Raw genomic sequence first — 16,003 nt, 5'->3', positions numbered from 1 at the left:
TGACAATTATATTGTAAAGTTGGTTTTACTTTTTGTAAAGTTCGTTTTACATTTTATTTAAAAATGGGCAAATTAAAATTTACAAAAAAACGGAAATATTGTACAGAAGCTTCCGCGTGTAACTTCTTATTCATTTTCAATGGTTTTGAAAATATAATATAGGGAATCGAAATAATTAATGTTGATGAAGTAAAAATTCAAGTTTACATAAGGGGGGTTCACAGGAAACTATGGTCTATAAAGGAAGTATCGTCATTTTATCAAGCATTATAGTAGTTATGGCTAGCTATAGTCTTTTTTCAAAAAAGCCTGAATTGACACCTTTGATCATGGGATTTTTCGGCACCCTTGTGTTAGTATCGGGAATATATGAAGCCTTCCGTGGAAAAAATAGGATTTCTGGGTATACTTATATTCTGTTAGCTTTTATTATTTTCTTTATACTAGCTTTAGATTTCTTTGTGAAGTAATTAGGATAAATGGAAATTTGAAAGGAGTGTATTTCCGTATATGGAAGCACAGAATTCAGCGGGTTTTTGGGTTAGACTCGGGGCCGCTATTTTGGATGGCATATTTATTAGTTTAGTATTAGGGGTTATCTCACTTATTGTTTATGGGCAGATTTTCGTGGATGCTTCTCCCCTTGACCTTCTCGCTCTCTTATATTACTTGATTTTACCTGTTGTCTGGTACGGGTACACACTTGGAAAAAGGGCTCTTGGGATACGTATTGCAAGAATAGACGGCGAAAAAGTTACGATTGGTACAATGCTGTTACGGGATATTGTTGGCGGTCTCGTTTATGCCGTTACACTTGGAATTGGGTTAATAGTTAGTGCCTTTATGGTCGGATTAAGGGAAGATAATCGGGCCATTCATGATTTTATAGCAGGTACGTATGTAACTTACGATCCTCCAGAATATGATTAGTATTTAGTATGAGGGGCTTGTCCAGTTGGGGCAGCCCTTCTTTTTTAACGAAAAAATTAATTATGCTACATTTTTGGTCGAATTTGATGCGATTCAACTGCTTTCCCGACACTTCGTATTGCTTTTCCTTTCAACTTGTCGCGATTCTAACGCTCTCCCGACACTTCTAATCACTTCTACTTTCAACTTGTCGCAATACACTTAAATACCTTCCAAAAAATCCGCAATTTCATCTGACAGAATTTCCGTTTCCCATGGGTGCCAGAAGTGGGTAATGCCGTCGTATTGTAAGCTGTATTTATAGGCAATGGCCTCTCCTGTATAGAAGACCATTTCATAGTAGTCGCCTTGACCCCAGTCTGGCTGAAAGTTCCTTTGTTCTTCACCGTCTTGCAACAGCTGCAGGAACGAATGCACATCGAAATCTATTTTTTACAAAACCATCACACCAGCCCCCTTACAGAAACTATTTCCAAAGGATGGGAAAAGTTGCAATTATTAGGAATAAATAAAATCCCTTTCTTAAATAAGCGAGGGATTGTGGAAGTGAATTAAGCTACTGTGTTATCTATGTATGTAATCTTACTGTTCTCCAAATTAGCGATATGGCATCTAGCATGCCGCTACTTTTAATAAGGAGCTTTGGTATTCAATAATAAGCTCGTCCAAATCTTGGCTACATTGAATTGTTATCTTTGAATCCAAACCATGCATATAAACCGTCTGAACTAGTTCCTCTTGTTTTCTCGTAATTTCCTCTAGCAGCATCGCCTCTCTTAATCCCCCCCAACTATTAAAAACATAAATCAATAATAGAACAAAATTTCGCATTATTAAATAACTTCGACAAAAGAACAAGGGAAAACCACAAATTAGTAGTATCTCGACACAAAAAGACGTCACAATGTATCCCAAAAGTGGAACTCCCCCCTTTTGGGATACCCTATTCCTACTCATTACCTTCTATCAGTTCTACGACAATTTCTCCGAATAATTCCTCTGCTAGATAAACCTCCAGCTTCCACAGACCTGGTGCTGGGAATTCCATTGATGAGGGGAATTGGGACTGTATAACAGCATGATATTCCCAAACCTTTTGTACATTCGATAATCCGGAACCCTGTACTAACACCTTATGTTCTTCACCCTTTTCATTTATACCAACTATCCTTAAGGGACCATCTATTGTGCCAATTTCCTCCCCATTCTCCATCAGTTGCCTTTACGAAGGTTTCGTGGGTAAGATCTTCCGCCTGCTGAAAATCCTACACCGTTAGGAGGATGAATTTGAAAAAGGCATAACTGTGTTCCCTATACCATTCTGTTACCTTTGCTTTTTTAGCATTGGGATTGGGCAAAACTCACGCACCTCCGTTCCATTGGGTTGTCATTCAATATTTAGACGGATACGCCGAAAAACGTCGCACTTTATTTTTATAAGAGGTAGTAAATAAGAAATGATACTATGAAAATAGTATCTGCAATGGTGTGATATAGCTTCAGCTTTGATTTTTTCACATGGGCTAAGCTGTACTGGAATAAAGCTTGGTACAAATCTACCACAAAGAGAATCGCTGAGATGATAATGACAACGATATTCCCTGTAATTAAAATAGCTAAAATATAAAACAACCAGCTTCTTAGAAAACGAAATAATAAATTAAATAACAGGAAGGAAAGGTGGTCAGGATCGATCTCCAATTCCTCATCTGTTGAGATGTCTTCCAGGGCCTTTTTTATATTTTTATAATCTAATAAGTAGCTAATATTGATCCAAAGAAGCAAGATGCAATATATTATTATGTAAATTTCATTCGTAATCTCCATTTCCATCCCCCTTAAATTTCCATTTCCAAAGACTATTCTATCATTTCAAAATATTAAATGTATAAAAGAAAAAGCATTAAGGACAAAATGTCTATTAGGTGATATTATAAGTTGGAGGTTTTCATAGAAGAAAGGTGGAAAAATTCGATGTTATTCGCTATTATAACTGGGGTCATTTTATACATGGCTATTGGGATGCTTTATTATTCTCCGATGCTATTCGGGAATCGCTGGGTGGAAATATTGAACATCAAGGATCCGAAGCAGCCAAATTACGGGTTGCTGTCATTAGTCACTATATTTACAGTTATTTTACTGTATGGGATACTGCTCATCTCCCAAGCGGAGACTGTATTTGATGGATTAATGGTTGGGGGAGCTGTAGGGATTATCATCGCCCTCGCCTACGCAAAGGATTTCATTTTTGGATTAGGCTCAGCTAGCAAAAACCAAGTAATTTTATACTTCATTGCCATCGGGTATCATTTCATTGCCTTAACGATTATTGGGGCAGTGATGATGCTGTTTTAAATGAGGAGAAGAGGCTGGGTGAGACCACACATGCGTAAGCACGAGGGGGCTCACCAGCCGCCCGCGGAAAGGGAAGTATATTTCCGAAGCGATTTATATGCTTCGTTCGGAAATCTCATTGACAAAACACTTTTGTCCCACCCTCATTTTTTGTTTCAAAACTAATTGGATTGTTCCTGCAAAATTTCTGCGAACCCGCCAACCGTCCTCGTTACTAACCTAATGACTTATTTTTTGTCATACCAATAGAGAATTTCTTAAAACCTAGTTTTTCATAATAGGGTTCTAAACTTTCTACACACATAAGTTGGGGGATCACTCTGTTTGTTTCACAGTGATCAATCATTTTTTCCATAAGGGCCTTACCTATCCCACTAGACTGGTAGCTTGGGAGTACACAGACTCCACAAATAATTCCAGTTATAACACCATCTGAGATAATTCGTCCCATTCCAACCAGTTGTTCTTCGTCATAGGCGTAGATGGCGTACCAGCTTTGAGTGCACATTTTCGCCAGCTCATTTACGGTTAACCCCAGTGAATTCCAGCCTAACAATTCATATATCCGGAGCAGTTGTAGAAAATCTACAGGCGGCTTAGTCGTATAATGAATAGTCATTGCATTTGCCATTAACACACCGCCCTCCATTAAAACAAGAAGTTTTCTATTCTATCAAATGGGTAGTATCTGAGGATGACTTTGCCAATAACGTTGTCGATTGGGATAGGTCCCACATCCCGGCTGTCGGTGCTGCCGTTCCGATTATCCCCCATGACAAAAACGGCGTCTTCAGGTACAGTAAATGGTGGGAAATCTTCCTTAATTTGTTCCTTAATGTACTCTTCTTCTAGGGCAGTGCCGTTGCGATGCAGCACCCCATTTTTCACCTCTAAAACATCACCGGGCTCTCCAATCACCCGCTTGATCCAATTATGGGTCGCCTCGTTGTTACCTGCCAAGTCTAGAAATTGTACAATTGGACTTTCAAGAATGATGTCCATCCATCCCCTGCCATTTCTGACCCGACTGTCCACGACGACAATATCACCGAATTCTGGAGTCCCCCCCAATAAAAATGGTGTTTTAAAAACAAGAACGTGGTCGCCCCCCTGTTCCGTTTCCTGGTTGTAGCCTTCTAAGGTTGGTTCCATGGATCTTCCATCTACCTTGTAAGGTTGAATGACAAAAATAGAAATTAACACTGCCAAAACAAGGGCGATAATAATCGCTTCTATTAGACTAAAAAACTCGGATATTAATTTAAACACTCTGTACTAGCCTCCAGTTGAAAAAATTAAGTATTATTGTTTGTTTTCCCGCTGTTTCCTTAATTCATCCCGAATTTCCTTAAGAACAGCAAGGATTGTATTCAGGCTCATTAAGATGAGTCCCAGTAATACAAAGGTAACAATTTCACCAGTAGCAATGGCCACAAGGGCTAGAATAATAGCGTATATTACATAAAACAATTTATTCATCATTTGGTAGAACTCCTTTCTAGAAATGATGTTACAGGAAACCCGCAACCGATATAAACCGACTGCGGGATGAAGTATAAGATAGATGCATTATACCATATATGTATAGTGTTTTTCCCCTGCCCTGTTCATCGTTACATAAATTGTCATTCTACGCTTTTGGAAAACTAATCTGGGGCAGTGGTCAGTTAACATCTCCTAAATAAATGGTAGAATTGCTTTTTTGACCTATGTACTTTATTTGCTCGCTGGGACAAAGTCTGTACTCTGACAATTCATTCCTATGTATCCATTCCACTCCCACATTTAGTTTCCTCGATTCAAAGAATAGGTCATCCCTTTTTTCGTAGAAAAACCACCAATTATTTCCTTCCCATCCATAATAACAGATACATGTGTATGCCCCAATCTATTCAGCGGATGATTGGCAACAAAGAAAAACTTGTGATGCAGTTCCCTTCCTAGGAAAGCGTCTGCTGGCTGATCTTGAACTGCTAAAATATCACTATGGGGCTTTTCGTGAATGGAGATTTCCGTTAAAGAATAAGGACCATAATTACCACTGTAATAAAGGACAAAGAAACCCATCTCTTCCAGGTGAGACTTAGCCATAATGCTTGAGTCTGTGAGCTTAGTAAAATGATAGGAGCGGAGACCTATTAAACTCATGGAGATGATTAAGAAACTGCAGCAGAGAATAGTAATGAATTTTAGTTTTGAATTCATTAGGAGCCTCCTTAATCATAGTAATACTATTTAGTACGAAGAAGTTTACTAGAGTAGCTAAGAATTTGGTCTCATAGTGACCTTTATAGTGTTCGCAATTTGGATTCAGGCTCCAAAAAGCTCCATTGGCGCTGCATTTTACAGCGTGAATACCATGAGGTCTTCGTCATAATATATTCCGCCTACTTTCAGTGCCTCTAATCTTAGCTTCTTATAAACAGCCGCATCCTTCGGGCCTAGCATCCTTATTTCCACCAACAACACTCCTTCATTTTTCCCTCACCAACAACTGACATAAACTTCCCCCTAGACCCCTTGGTGAAAACCAGCAATTCCTATAACTACGAAGTAGGCTATAATCATTAATCCAACAATTAGTATCTTTGTTAATTTGCTGAAACCTTGGGCTTTAATGATAAAAGAAGCGATCACTAGTACTAAAATGAACAAAACTAGCGGTGGCAATATAATTTCTAACATTCCCCTTCATCCCCTCTTTTTTTGTATGAAAAAAGAACCTGGGACATAACTAAAGTCTTTAGATAAAAATACAAACAATGTATTATCGTAGCGAAGTATATTTCCGAAGCGATTTATATGCTTCGTTCGGAATTCTCATTGACAAAACGCTTTTGTCCCAGCCTCTTCATCATTTCACTGCCAGTAGGTTAGTCCTTTTAAAAATGTTTCAAAGTTTGGTGCTAATGGAATGATTCCTGCAACATCTGGATCCACATAGATTACTGGAGGATCTTCTTTTTTATTTCTGTAATCAAGGGCAATCCATGTGTGTCCGTCTCCAGAGATTAGGACGATGTTTTCCGGTAAATCCCATTCTTTAATTAAATAGGGACTTTGTAAAATCCCCTCGTTCCCTGCTAAATCACCGATTCCAAAAAAATGATCAATATGCACATGATCCTCTGCCCAAGAGTTAGGTTCACTGCAAGGGTGAGAATTATAATTGATGTAGCCCCCATTTTGCTCTTTAAGAATATTTATGTAGGTTTTCGGCAATTTTACCTTTAATTTTTCCTCAGCCTTCTCGACTATTTCATCCGTTAAATCTTGTAACCTCTCGTAATCATTGTCTGTTTGCCAAATACTCCCCATCACCCATACCACCTTTTATAAAATTGTTAGATTATTCCTATTTTAATTTTCAAACAATTCGTTGTAAATAGGTAGCAGGACCTTGCTTAGGACCTGCTACTGCGTTTAACTATTAAATAGATGATGCTAGGCTGATGAGACTTCTTATGTAACGGAAGGTGGTGATAAAATCATCGGACTGGAAACGATGGGTGTCTGGACTTATTTTTTCTACGATAGGCAGTACTTCTGCTGCATCGGCAAAGCCTGCGTGAACGTAGCTTAATTCTACTGTGTAAGGCCCCTCTATCTTAAATGGCTTTATTTCTCCTCGTTTTTCTAAGGCAGAGATGACCCTTCCCTTAATGAGAGCCTGTGATTTTGCTGGGGATAGGTTCTGGGCTGTGATGCGGTTTACTGTTTTTTTCACAATAGCTGTTTCAATAGAAGGAATAAGCTCCGCTGCCTCTGCACCTGCGTACTGGCACCCTGTCACAAGAATCGTTGGTACATCAAAGGCTCCGGCGATGGCAGCATTGATGCCAATCTCTCCGTAATCTACACCATTGATCTTAATGTTCCGGACTACTCTGCCGCTGAAGGAATGATTTAAAATCCCAGGCTGGCCCATTCTTGCATGGTGACCTAGGAGTATTGCCGCGTCAAAGCTTTCATCCACCCCCTGCATCATGGCTAGGAGCTTCGGCGAGCCGATGATGTACTCCGCTTCCGAATGTAAAAGCTCGGGAATAAGGTTTCTCATGGTGCCGTGGGAGTCATTGACGAGAATTTCTGTTGCCCCAGCTTCCAGTGCACCTTCCACAGCAGCGTTCACTTCTTCTGTCATGAGTCTTCTGGCCCGGTCATGTTCTCTTCCGTCCCTTCCTGTGTGCTCCTGGTGAACAACACCGGCTACCCCTTCCATATCTGCAGAAATAAACACTTTCATTATGTATCTCCCCCTATTTTATTGATACGTACCTATGTAATGTATTGGCTGTCCATTACTTAAACCCTTCTTTTAAATAGATTCCGTTATAAGCTAAAAAATATAACTCAGAGGCAGAATCACATGTCATTGACCAAACTTTTCCCAATCGTATTATGGATAAATTTATTGAAAAATAGGACGTCTCTTCTTATGATAGACGCCCTACTTAAGTTCTTCTGCCCCTACCTACTCTTTCGTAACAAATTATTTTAAAGGTTGCGTTTCCTTTATTATATTTATGAAATACTCGTAACTACTTGATTCTATTTCCGAACTATCATTATCCCCTTTCAAATGAATGAAATAAGGGGTGTTGTTTGATTCTATAATGGCGAATATACTTATTACCTCTCCCAAGTCGAAAGAAAAGACTGGGATGTGGCCATCAACTTCATCAATTTTCTCAAATGAACTCCCTACGATATTGCTGTAGCGATCAATAAAGCGGTCCACAAAGTCATCATAAGAATCACTTTCTCTATAGCTCTCTTTTAAAATGTTAGTTGTTTTAGAATCATTTGTTGTTATAAAGTAAATGGATTGATTTATATTAATAGAAGTATTCTCTGATGATTGAAACACTACAGCATTTTCATCAGTAGCCTCTGGATAGTCAATGCGTTCCCAATTTTCAGGCTTAACAGTTGAAATGTTAGCTTCATCATCAACAAACTTTTCCATCCCCTCTGGAATAAGAGTCTCCCTATCATTGCAAGCACCCAATGTAAATAGGAAAACAAACGCAATGGCAATACTCATCATTCTTTGCATCATAAGAATTTCCTCCTTTTAATAATTTCTACGTTATAACTAAGATAAAGTTCCACTGCTGAGTTGGTATTTTTTCTTCCAATTACGACAAAAATTTAGAATTATATGTATATTCTATAGTTTTTTTGTATAAAATTTGTTAATTTTTTGTTATTATTTTGTTATAGTCTATCATTTGAACGATAATCCTCAATTTTTTTAGAAGGAGGGGTGGAGTCAAGTGGAATCTGTGCAAACATTGTTAAATAATGTACTATTTCTGTTGCTTCCTATTTTGGTTTATCGGATGTTTTGGCTTGATCGAGATAATCTATTATTCAAACAAAAAAGATTGATAACGTTTGTCGTAATTCCCATTACTATTCTATTATGTATGAGTTTTCCATTAAACTTTAACTCAGAGTTTATTTTTGACTTAAGATACGTTCCTTTTATTTTAGGAGGATTATATATTGGTTTTCCAGCAGCTATTGCTGCTGTAGTTACGATCATTCCTTACCGGATGTTCATAGGTGGCGAAGGTGCTTATTGGACGACTCTTGGAACTAGTTTATTTTTGCTGACTATTCCTTTTTTCAAGGTGTATTTCCTAAGTATGAATCGTAAAGGAAAGAATTTACTTGCTATGGGTATCGCACTAATTATAAGTCTGCTTACCATTTTCGTTTTAATTATAAATGGTGTTACCTTCCCTTCTATTCTATTTCCTGCTATTGCAATCGCTTTCTCACAAGTGTTGGCTACTTGGCTCATTCTCTTTTTAATTGAAGACATGTTTCATTACAAAGCACTTCGGGAAAGGGTTTACCTGCAAACGGATAAACTCAGTACCATAAGTGAACTGTCTGCAAGTGTTTCTCATGAGGTGCGGAATCCCTTGACAGTGACGAAGGGATTTCTGCAGCTACTATATAGTAACGATCTTCCGGATGGAAAAAGAAGAAGTTATATTGATTTAGCCCTAAGTGAGCTTTACAGGGGGGAAGCCATCATTAGCGATTTCTTGTCTTTAACGAAATCGAACCAAGAAACAATTCCATTAGATGTGGTTAAGGAGCTAAATTACGTACATAATATCATTTCCCCCTATGCCCTCATGTATAAAGTAAATGTAGAAACGTCCTTTGAGCACGATAATGTAGTGGTAGACGGAGTTGCCAGCCATTTTCGTCAATGCCTAATTAATATCGCAAAAAATGGGATCGAGGCGATGCCAGATGGAGGAACCCTTGAGTTAAATATAACCTCCAGTAATACACATGTGTTTATAGAAATTAAAGATACAGGAATTGGTATGTCACCGAAGGAAGTCGCAAAATTAGGGACACAATACTACACAACAAAAGAAAAGGGAACCGGTCTCGGAACTCCCCTCATTTTTAGAATCGTAGAGTCTATGAATGGTTGCATTAATATCCAAAGCCAGAAGGGAAAAGGGACGAAATTTATTGTAAAACTCCCAACCGCTCCCCAAGTTCATTATGAAACAGCGTAATCGCTTACATAGAAACAGAGAAGCAGGTTTATTTAATAGGCTATGTTAAAGGATAATGTTAATTTTTTACACTGTTGATTTGAGCGGAAGATACGAGACTCCTGCGGGAAAAGCAACGGCTGAAGACCCCGCGGGAACGAGGAGGCTGAAGCGTTGCCCGCGGAACCAGGACGGTGACATTTTGCCTGTAGCCTACCTCTAAAAGACAGCAAGATAAATGTCCATAAATTGTACTATTTATTTTTAATTTTATGTACAAAGTGATTTTGTTTTTTGATATTATTTTTTCATAATCTATCACTTTCTATGGGTATTTACCTTAAATTTGGGGATCGGAGGATCGAGTTGTGTGGCATCCATACAGTCGCTTTTAAACAATCTGCTTTTTCTATTAGTTCCTATACTTGTTTATCGGATGTTTTGGCTGGACCGAGATTATTTCATGTTTAAACAAAAAAGTATCATAACGTTTCTTGTCATCCCTGTTACTATCCTCTTATGTATGAGCTTTCCATTACCATTCAGCTCTGAATTTATAATGGATTTGAGGTACATCCCTTTCTTGCTCGGTGCACTCTACATAGGTTTTCCGTCGGCAATAGTAGCTATGCTTACTATTATTCCTTACCGCTATATCATTGGTGGCGATGGGATTTATCTTACTTTGGTGATATCAACTTTATTGTTTATTATTCCATTTTTAAAGGGATATTTCTTTAAGTTAAACAGTCGGAAAAAAATTCTTTTTATCAGTAGCATTGCATTCAGTGAAAGTTTGTTAACTTTAATTTCCATTCGTATATTGGATGATGTTCCTACTAGCCATATGATTTTACCTGGAGCAGCTTATATTTTAATAACGGTTCTAGGGGCATGTCTTGTCACTTTCCTAATAGAGGATATGTTCCATTATAAAGCGCTGAGGGAAAAAATTTATCTGGAAACGGATAAGCTCAGTACCATAAGCCAGTTATCGGCCAGTGTTTCCCATGAGGTTCGCAATCCTTTAACTGTTACAAAAGGGTTTTTACAATTGTTGTATAACGATAATGTTCCTGAGGAGAAAAGGAAAAGCTATATTGACCTTGCCCTTAGTGAGCTCTACCGCGGGGAAGCCATCATCACTGATTTTTTATCGTTGACAAAATCCAACCAGGAAACGGTTCCCTTAGATGTGGTGAAAGAGTTAAACTATGTAACAAATATTATTTACCCTTACGCTTTGATGAATAAAGTGGATGTGCAGACTTCCATTGAGAAGGAGCATGTCTTTGTGGATGGGGTTGCAAGCTATTTTCGACAATGCTTTATTAATATTGCTAAGAATGGTATTGAAGCCATTCCTAATGGTGGGGCGCTTCAGCTGACCGTTAAAGGAAATAACACCCATGTTTTCATCATTATTAAAGACTCGGGCATCGGTATGACACCTAAGGAAGTAGAAAAACTTGGGACCAGGTACTTTACAACGAAGGATAAAGGGACAGGACTCGGAACCCCATTGATCTTCCGAATTGTCCAGTCCATGAACGGATCAATTGACATTAAAAGCCAACCGGGAGATGGGACTGAATTTAAGGTCACCTTTCCCGTTTCTAGCTTTCACTCAGAATCGGCTTGAAAATGGTTTGAGGCTGGGACAAAACTAAAGTGTTTAATCGGAAATACGAACAATGCACTACCTTAGGGAAGTATATTTCCGAAGGGGGTAGATTGCACCTACATCTAGTTTGTTCGGATTTCTTATTAGTAAAAATACTTTTGTCCCAGCCTCTTTACTTTTGTTGGACCCTATTGGCGAACCCAGTTTAATTTATGATTTTATGAACACAATTGAGCGTGTGAAAGGGGCAATTGCGTTGTTACAACGTTTTAAGTATTAAATCCCCAACCCAAATACCCTTCTCCGTGCATGAGCGGGGATATCGCTTTATTATGCTCTTTATTAGCTAGACAGATAGCGTAAAAAGTCCGTTCCACTGGCAGTTCCGCTACAATGCTAATATTCCCATGCTTCATAGCTTTCTTCGCTGCAATATCGGAAACGACTGTATAGCCGAGGCCTGCTTCCACCATGGAGATGGCCCCTTCTGTATTGTGGACCGTGGACACACATTTCAGTTCATCCACGGAGTGCCCCCATAAGCGAAATCCTTCTATCACAGCCTTCCATGTACCTGAACGACTGCTGCGAAATATGAAAGGATGCTCTTTTAACTCATGGAAACTTCCCGCTTCCTCACTTCCGGCTGGTCCTATAACTAAAAGTTTATCCTTCGCCACCGTTTGACTGGCTAAACGGCTGTCGCTTACTTGACTACCCACATAACCAATATCTAGTTTCCCTTCCAACACTTGCTGGACCACTTCTTCCGATTCAAAAATAGACAGTTGAATTTCCATCCGCGGAAAATTGTCTAAGTAATTTCGCAAAATGGCAGGGACAAAGTACGTTCCAGGTATAGAGCTTGCCCCCACTCGCAGCTGACCGGACAGTTCCCCCTGAAACTGGCGGCATTCCTCCACTAGCTCCTCCCAGGAGGAAATAAACTCCGTTCCTTTGCGATACACAATTCGCCCCGCTTCCGTTGGCTCCAACGAATCACGGTATACTAGGGGAACTCCAAGTGTTTTCTCTAAATTCTTGATTTGTTTACTTACACCAGGCTGCGTAATATCCAATAATTCCGCCACTGTAGAAAAACTTTTATGGTCAACTACCATCATGAAAGTCTTAATTTTTTTTAAGTCCATCGCCCAACTTCCCCCCGTCCCTCTTCTTATTTGTAGTTTATGATAAATACAGTCCAAAGAAAAGGAAACAATTTTAACAAGTTTTTATTATAATTATAACTTTAAGTTATATACCTATTATTATATAATCTCTTTTGTAAGGTTAAATCTTTCATAGGAAAGCATACTAACAAACAACAAATAAAAAGGGGAAAAGGAAAATGAGAAAACTTTTACTTTTATTTTCAGCAGCAGCACTTATTTTTTTAGCAGCCTGCACAAACGAAGGTCCAGCAACGGAAGCTGGAGAAGGAGGTACCTTTACCGTAGCAGCAATTCCAGCCCAATCTACCGGGGTTGTGGAAGAGGGTTACAGGAAGCTAGAAGCTGAGCTTGCTGAAGGACTAGGCAAAGAAGTTGAATTAGAAATCTATCCGAACTACAATGCAGTAGTGGAAGCTATTAACTATAATCACGTGGATTTAGCGTTTTTAGGGCCAACTACGTACTTAATTGCCCACGAGCAGAGCGGTGCGGAAGCCATTCTATCACCGTTAATCAACGGGGAACCATATTACTATTCTTACATTGTTACCCATGCCGACAGCCCTTGGGACTCATTAGATGAATTACTTGCGAATGTGGAAGAAGTCGATTTTGCCTTTGGAAGCATTAGCTCCACATCCGGATCGATTATTCCTTCTTACGAATTGATGCGGCGTGGTGTGTTCCAATCAGAGGACGATCACTCCTTTAAATCCGTTGTCTATACTGGATCCCATGACATTACAGGACAACAAGTGCAAAACCAATTGGTAGATGCAGGTGCCATTGACAGTGCCATCTTCCACTCGTTAGTTGACAAAGGTGAGTTAGACGAATCCCAATTCAAAATCATATGGCAGTCGGAACAGCTGTATCAATATCCTTGGGTAGTTCCTGGTGGTACAGATCCAGAACTAATCGAACAAATTCAAGAAGTGTTTTTAAATATTACAGATGATGAAATTTTACGTGTTTTTGGTGGAGCATCAGGCTTTGTTGTAACGGACCCATCACAATATGAAAATGTTCTCAACGCCATTTACGCCGTCCGCCCACAAATGCTTAACCCACAGGAAGATTAAGAAATTTTATCAAACTCGTTGTTAAACTTGGATGTTGATTTTCGCTTTCAGGTTACTCCAATTATATCTAAAGGCAGCCCACGTCCTGGTTTCGCGAGCAACGCTTCCGCTTCAATCAACTCTGTTAAAAATTAATACATCTTTTAACAGAATTTATTAAAAAGGAAAGGTCTACAGCTTATGGCTTGGTTTAAACCGAAATATCTCATTTATTTGCTTATTGTCATCGCGTTAACGTGGTGGAGCATGAATATAACCGGATTCGATTTCCGAAACTTCTACCGTTTTGGGGACGCCATTCAGTTCGTTGCCACACGATTTTTTCCCATTGAATGGTCGTTATTCCCGAGGCTCCTTGAAGCCAGTCTAGTGACTCTGGCGGTGGCGTTTCTCGGATCCTTCTTTGCCCTGCTCGTCGCCCTGCCCATAAGCTTTATGGCGGCTCACAACACGAGCCGTCATCCCTTTTTGTATGGACTCACGCGAACGAGCCTTAGCGGACTACGCTCCGTTCCAGAAATTGTATTCGGACTCATTCTCGTAGTCGCCCTAGGTTTAGGCCCCTTCCCAGCGGTCCTTGCCATTTTATTACATAACATCGGAGTCCTTGGAAAACTCATATCCGAGCTCATTGAAGCAGCGGATCCTGGACCACAGGAAGCCATGAAAACTGTTGGGGCAACGCGCTGGGTAGCCGTGTTATTTTCTATCCTGCCGCAAATTTGGCCAAATGTCTTATCCCATTATTTTTACCGATTTGAAGTAGCCATCCGGACCTCGTTAATTCTTGGATTTATCGGCGGCGGCGGACTGGGACAATTGTTATTCAACCACTTTAACAGCTTTTACTACACGGCCGTTGCCTTAGACATCATCATGATTATGGCGCTCGTCATCATCGTTGACTTCATTGGCAGCTACGTCCGCAAGCGCGTTATTTAAGGAGGAAATTGTAATGATCGTTTTAGAAGATGTATCCGTTAGATATAAAAAAGCAGAAGACGAAGCCATCAAAAGCTTGTCTACCTCCTTTCGCAAAGGGGAATTTATTTGCGTGCTCGGCAAAAGCGGCGCAGGAAAATCCACCTTCATCCGCTGCGTCAACGGTCTGCAACAACCATCCTCCGGGGAAGTAGTCGTCAACGACGTTTCTTTAACAACGTTGAAAGAAGAGGAACTGCGAAAAATCCGCCGGAACATCGGCATGATCTTTCAACACTACTATCTAATTCCAAGACTCACCGTCATGCAAAACGTACTGACAGGAACCTTCGGAAAACGCAAGCCTTGGAAAAACCTCATGGGAATCTTCTCATCAGAGGAAAAGGAGAAAGCTATTGCTGCATTAAAAGCGGTGGAACTGGAGCAGTTTGCAGACCGTCGCGTAGAGGCACTGAGCGGCGGCCAAAAGCAACGGGTAGGAATTGCCAGAGCATTAGTGCAGGATCCCTATATTTTTCTCGGAGACGAACCAGTAGCAAGTCTCGATCCAAGCACCGCCATCAAAATATTTAAGCTGTTAAAACAGATCCACGAGGAAAAAGAATTGGTGACCATCATTAATGTGCACGACGTACAGCTGGCCAAGCGATTTGCAACAAGAATTATTGCCTTGAAGAATGGGGAATTGATTTTCGACGGAGCACCTGAACTGTTAACGGAAGAAGTAATGACGGAAATCTACGGCGAAGGCTACGAAGAACAGAAATAATTTGCTATGGGGGCGGTTCCCTGAACCGCCCCCTTTCTATTTTTCCGAAAAAATATTCATTTTGTAGCTTTCTATCTGATTTTTTAAACAAAACAGCAGTTTATTTAAGTAGTTGTTTCCAGATAAATGGTTAATCTATCGTAATACGAAGAAAATCTATCGAATTGCCACCATAATTTATCGAAATTGGGCATTAATCTATCGAACTAGAATAATTTTAATCTAAATAAGGGTAGCCTGTAAGGTTTGATTTCCAGGTAAATGGATAATCTATCGAATTGGACCGATATTCTATCGAATTTCAGCTATAATCTATCGATTTCAACCATTAATCTATCGAACTAGAATTATTCTAATCTAAATAAGGGTTACCTGCAAGATTCAATTTCCAGCTAAATGGATAATCTATCGAATTGGGCCGATATTCTATCGAATTTCAGCTATAATCTATCGATTTCAACCATTAATCTATCGAACTAGAAAGATTCTAATCTGAATAAGGGTTACCTGCAAGATTCAATTTCCAGCTAAATGGATAATCTATCGAATTGGGCCGATATTCTATCGAATTTCAGCTATAATCTATCGAT

21 protein-coding genes are annotated in these 16,003 nt (G+C 39.5%); 8 read left to right on the top strand and 13 right to left on the bottom strand.

Going from position 1 to position 16,003, the window contains the following annotated elements; all coding sequences use genetic code 11:
• Positions 1–230 precede the first annotated feature (230 nt).
• Positions 231–470, top strand: a complete 240-nt coding sequence (locus tag J2S74_RS00105; RefSeq protein ID WP_307320287.1) for a hypothetical protein — start codon at positions 231–233, stop codon at positions 468–470.
• A gap of 40 nt (positions 471–510) precedes the next feature.
• Positions 511–930 carry an RDD family protein gene (locus J2S74_RS00100; protein WP_307320285.1) on the top strand — a complete coding sequence of 140 codons (420 nt, stop codon included), beginning with the start codon at positions 511–513 and terminating at the stop codon, positions 928–930.
• Between the two features lie 201 nt (positions 931–1,131).
• Here J2S74_RS00100 and J2S74_RS00095 read toward each other — a convergent pair whose 3' ends face one another.
• The 4 genes from J2S74_RS00095 to J2S74_RS00080 all read right to left on the bottom strand — a co-directional run bounded on the left by J2S74_RS00095 (position 1,132) and on the right by J2S74_RS00080 (position 2,757).
• Positions 1,132–1,347: a hypothetical protein gene (locus tag J2S74_RS00095; protein WP_307320282.1), complete on the bottom strand. Its 216-nt coding sequence runs from the start codon at positions 1,345–1,347 to the stop codon at positions 1,132–1,134.
• A 195-nt stretch (positions 1,348–1,542) separates the two neighbouring features.
• Positions 1,543–1,698, bottom strand: a complete 156-nt coding sequence (locus J2S74_RS00090; RefSeq protein ID WP_307320279.1) for an aspartyl-phosphate phosphatase Spo0E family protein — start codon at positions 1,696–1,698, stop codon at positions 1,543–1,545.
• Between the two features lie 181 nt (positions 1,699–1,879).
• Complete coding sequence (locus J2S74_RS00085; protein ID WP_307320276.1) at positions 1,880–2,143, bottom strand: DUF4871 domain-containing protein; 264 nt, start codon at positions 2,141–2,143, stop codon at positions 1,880–1,882.
• A 221-nt stretch (positions 2,144–2,364) separates the two neighbouring features.
• Positions 2,365–2,757: a hypothetical protein gene (locus J2S74_RS00080; protein ID WP_307320274.1), complete on the bottom strand. Its 393-nt coding sequence runs from the start codon at positions 2,755–2,757 to the stop codon at positions 2,365–2,367.
• Positions 2,758–2,904: 147 nt separating this feature from the next.
• Between J2S74_RS00080 and J2S74_RS00075 the strand changes: the two genes are divergently transcribed.
• Positions 2,905–3,288, top strand: coding sequence for a DUF1761 domain-containing protein (locus J2S74_RS00075; protein ID WP_307320272.1), 384 nt, complete (start codon positions 2,905–2,907; stop codon positions 3,286–3,288).
• 214 nt (positions 3,289–3,502) lie between these two features.
• Here J2S74_RS00075 and J2S74_RS00070 read toward each other — a convergent pair whose 3' ends face one another.
• From J2S74_RS00070 to J2S74_RS00035, 8 genes are all read right to left on the bottom strand, one after another.
• The gene (locus J2S74_RS00070; protein ID WP_307320271.1) at positions 3,503–3,919 is read right to left on the bottom strand and encodes a GNAT family N-acetyltransferase; all 417 of its coding nucleotides are present in this window, start codon (positions 3,917–3,919) and stop codon (positions 3,503–3,505) included.
• Between the two features lie 17 nt (positions 3,920–3,936).
• Entirely contained in the window at positions 3,937–4,557 is a 621-nt protein-coding gene (gene lepB / locus J2S74_RS00065; protein WP_307320268.1) for a signal peptidase I, read from the bottom strand.
• Between the two features lie 33 nt (positions 4,558–4,590).
• Positions 4,591–4,770: a hypothetical protein gene (locus J2S74_RS00060; RefSeq protein ID WP_307320266.1), complete on the bottom strand. Its 180-nt coding sequence runs from the start codon at positions 4,768–4,770 to the stop codon at positions 4,591–4,593.
• A 303-nt stretch (positions 4,771–5,073) separates the two neighbouring features.
• Positions 5,074–5,493 carry a hypothetical protein gene (locus tag J2S74_RS00055; protein ID WP_307320264.1) on the bottom strand — a complete coding sequence of 140 codons (420 nt, stop codon included), beginning with the start codon at positions 5,491–5,493 and terminating at the stop codon, positions 5,074–5,076.
• Positions 5,494–5,799: 306 nt separating this feature from the next.
• The gene (locus J2S74_RS00050) at positions 5,800–5,973 is read right to left on the bottom strand and encodes a hypothetical protein (RefSeq protein WP_307320262.1); all 174 of its coding nucleotides are present in this window, start codon (positions 5,971–5,973) and stop codon (positions 5,800–5,802) included.
• Positions 5,974–6,147: 174 nt separating this feature from the next.
• Positions 6,148–6,609, bottom strand: coding sequence for an SMI1/KNR4 family protein (locus J2S74_RS00045; RefSeq protein WP_307320259.1), 462 nt, complete (start codon positions 6,607–6,609; stop codon positions 6,148–6,150).
• A 109-nt stretch (positions 6,610–6,718) separates the two neighbouring features.
• Complete coding sequence (locus J2S74_RS00040; protein ID WP_307320256.1) at positions 6,719–7,534, bottom strand: M55 family metallopeptidase; 816 nt, start codon at positions 7,532–7,534, stop codon at positions 6,719–6,721.
• A gap of 246 nt (positions 7,535–7,780) precedes the next feature.
• Positions 7,781–8,350 (bottom strand): hypothetical protein, encoded by a 570-nt coding sequence (locus J2S74_RS00035; RefSeq protein WP_307320253.1) that lies wholly within the window; start codon positions 8,348–8,350, stop codon positions 7,781–7,783.
• A 217-nt stretch (positions 8,351–8,567) separates the two neighbouring features.
• On the opposite strand from J2S74_RS00035, the gene J2S74_RS00030 reads away from it, so the two are divergent.
• Positions 8,568–9,842 carry an ATP-binding protein gene (locus tag J2S74_RS00030; RefSeq protein ID WP_307320251.1) on the top strand — a complete coding sequence of 425 codons (1,275 nt, stop codon included), beginning with the start codon at positions 8,568–8,570 and terminating at the stop codon, positions 9,840–9,842.
• A 415-nt stretch (positions 9,843–10,257) separates the two neighbouring features.
• Positions 10,258–11,463, top strand: a complete 1,206-nt coding sequence (locus J2S74_RS00025; RefSeq protein ID WP_307321398.1) for an ATP-binding protein — start codon at positions 10,258–10,260, stop codon at positions 11,461–11,463.
• Between the two features lie 251 nt (positions 11,464–11,714).
• On the opposite strand, the gene J2S74_RS00020 is transcribed toward J2S74_RS00025, so the two are convergent.
• Positions 11,715–12,596 (bottom strand): selenium metabolism-associated LysR family transcriptional regulator, encoded by an 882-nt coding sequence (locus J2S74_RS00020; RefSeq protein ID WP_307320249.1) that lies wholly within the window; start codon positions 12,594–12,596, stop codon positions 11,715–11,717.
• A gap of 200 nt (positions 12,597–12,796) precedes the next feature.
• On the opposite strand from J2S74_RS00020, the gene phnD reads away from it, so the two are divergent.
• From phnD to phnC, 3 genes are all read left to right on the top strand, one after another.
• Entirely contained in the window at positions 12,797–13,702 is a 906-nt protein-coding gene (gene phnD, locus J2S74_RS00015; RefSeq protein WP_307320246.1) for a phosphate/phosphite/phosphonate ABC transporter substrate-binding protein, read from the top strand.
• 180 nt (positions 13,703–13,882) lie between these two features.
• Positions 13,883–14,644: a phosphonate ABC transporter, permease protein PhnE gene (gene phnE, locus J2S74_RS00010; protein WP_307320243.1), complete on the top strand. Its 762-nt coding sequence runs from the start codon at positions 13,883–13,885 to the stop codon at positions 14,642–14,644.
• Positions 14,645–14,657: 13 nt separating this feature from the next.
• Positions 14,658–15,413 carry a phosphonate ABC transporter ATP-binding protein gene (phnC, locus tag J2S74_RS00005; protein ID WP_307320241.1) on the top strand — a complete coding sequence of 252 codons (756 nt, stop codon included), beginning with the start codon at positions 14,658–14,660 and terminating at the stop codon, positions 15,411–15,413.
• Positions 15,414–16,003: the final 590 nt, after the last annotated feature.

The organism is Evansella vedderi, assembly GCF_030813435.1.
GTDB classification, from domain to species: domain Bacteria; phylum Bacillota; class Bacilli; order Bacillales; family Salisediminibacteriaceae; genus Evansella; species Evansella vedderi.
Note: the sequence above shows the minus strand (reverse complement) of the source record. Positions and strands in the feature narration are given on the sequence as shown.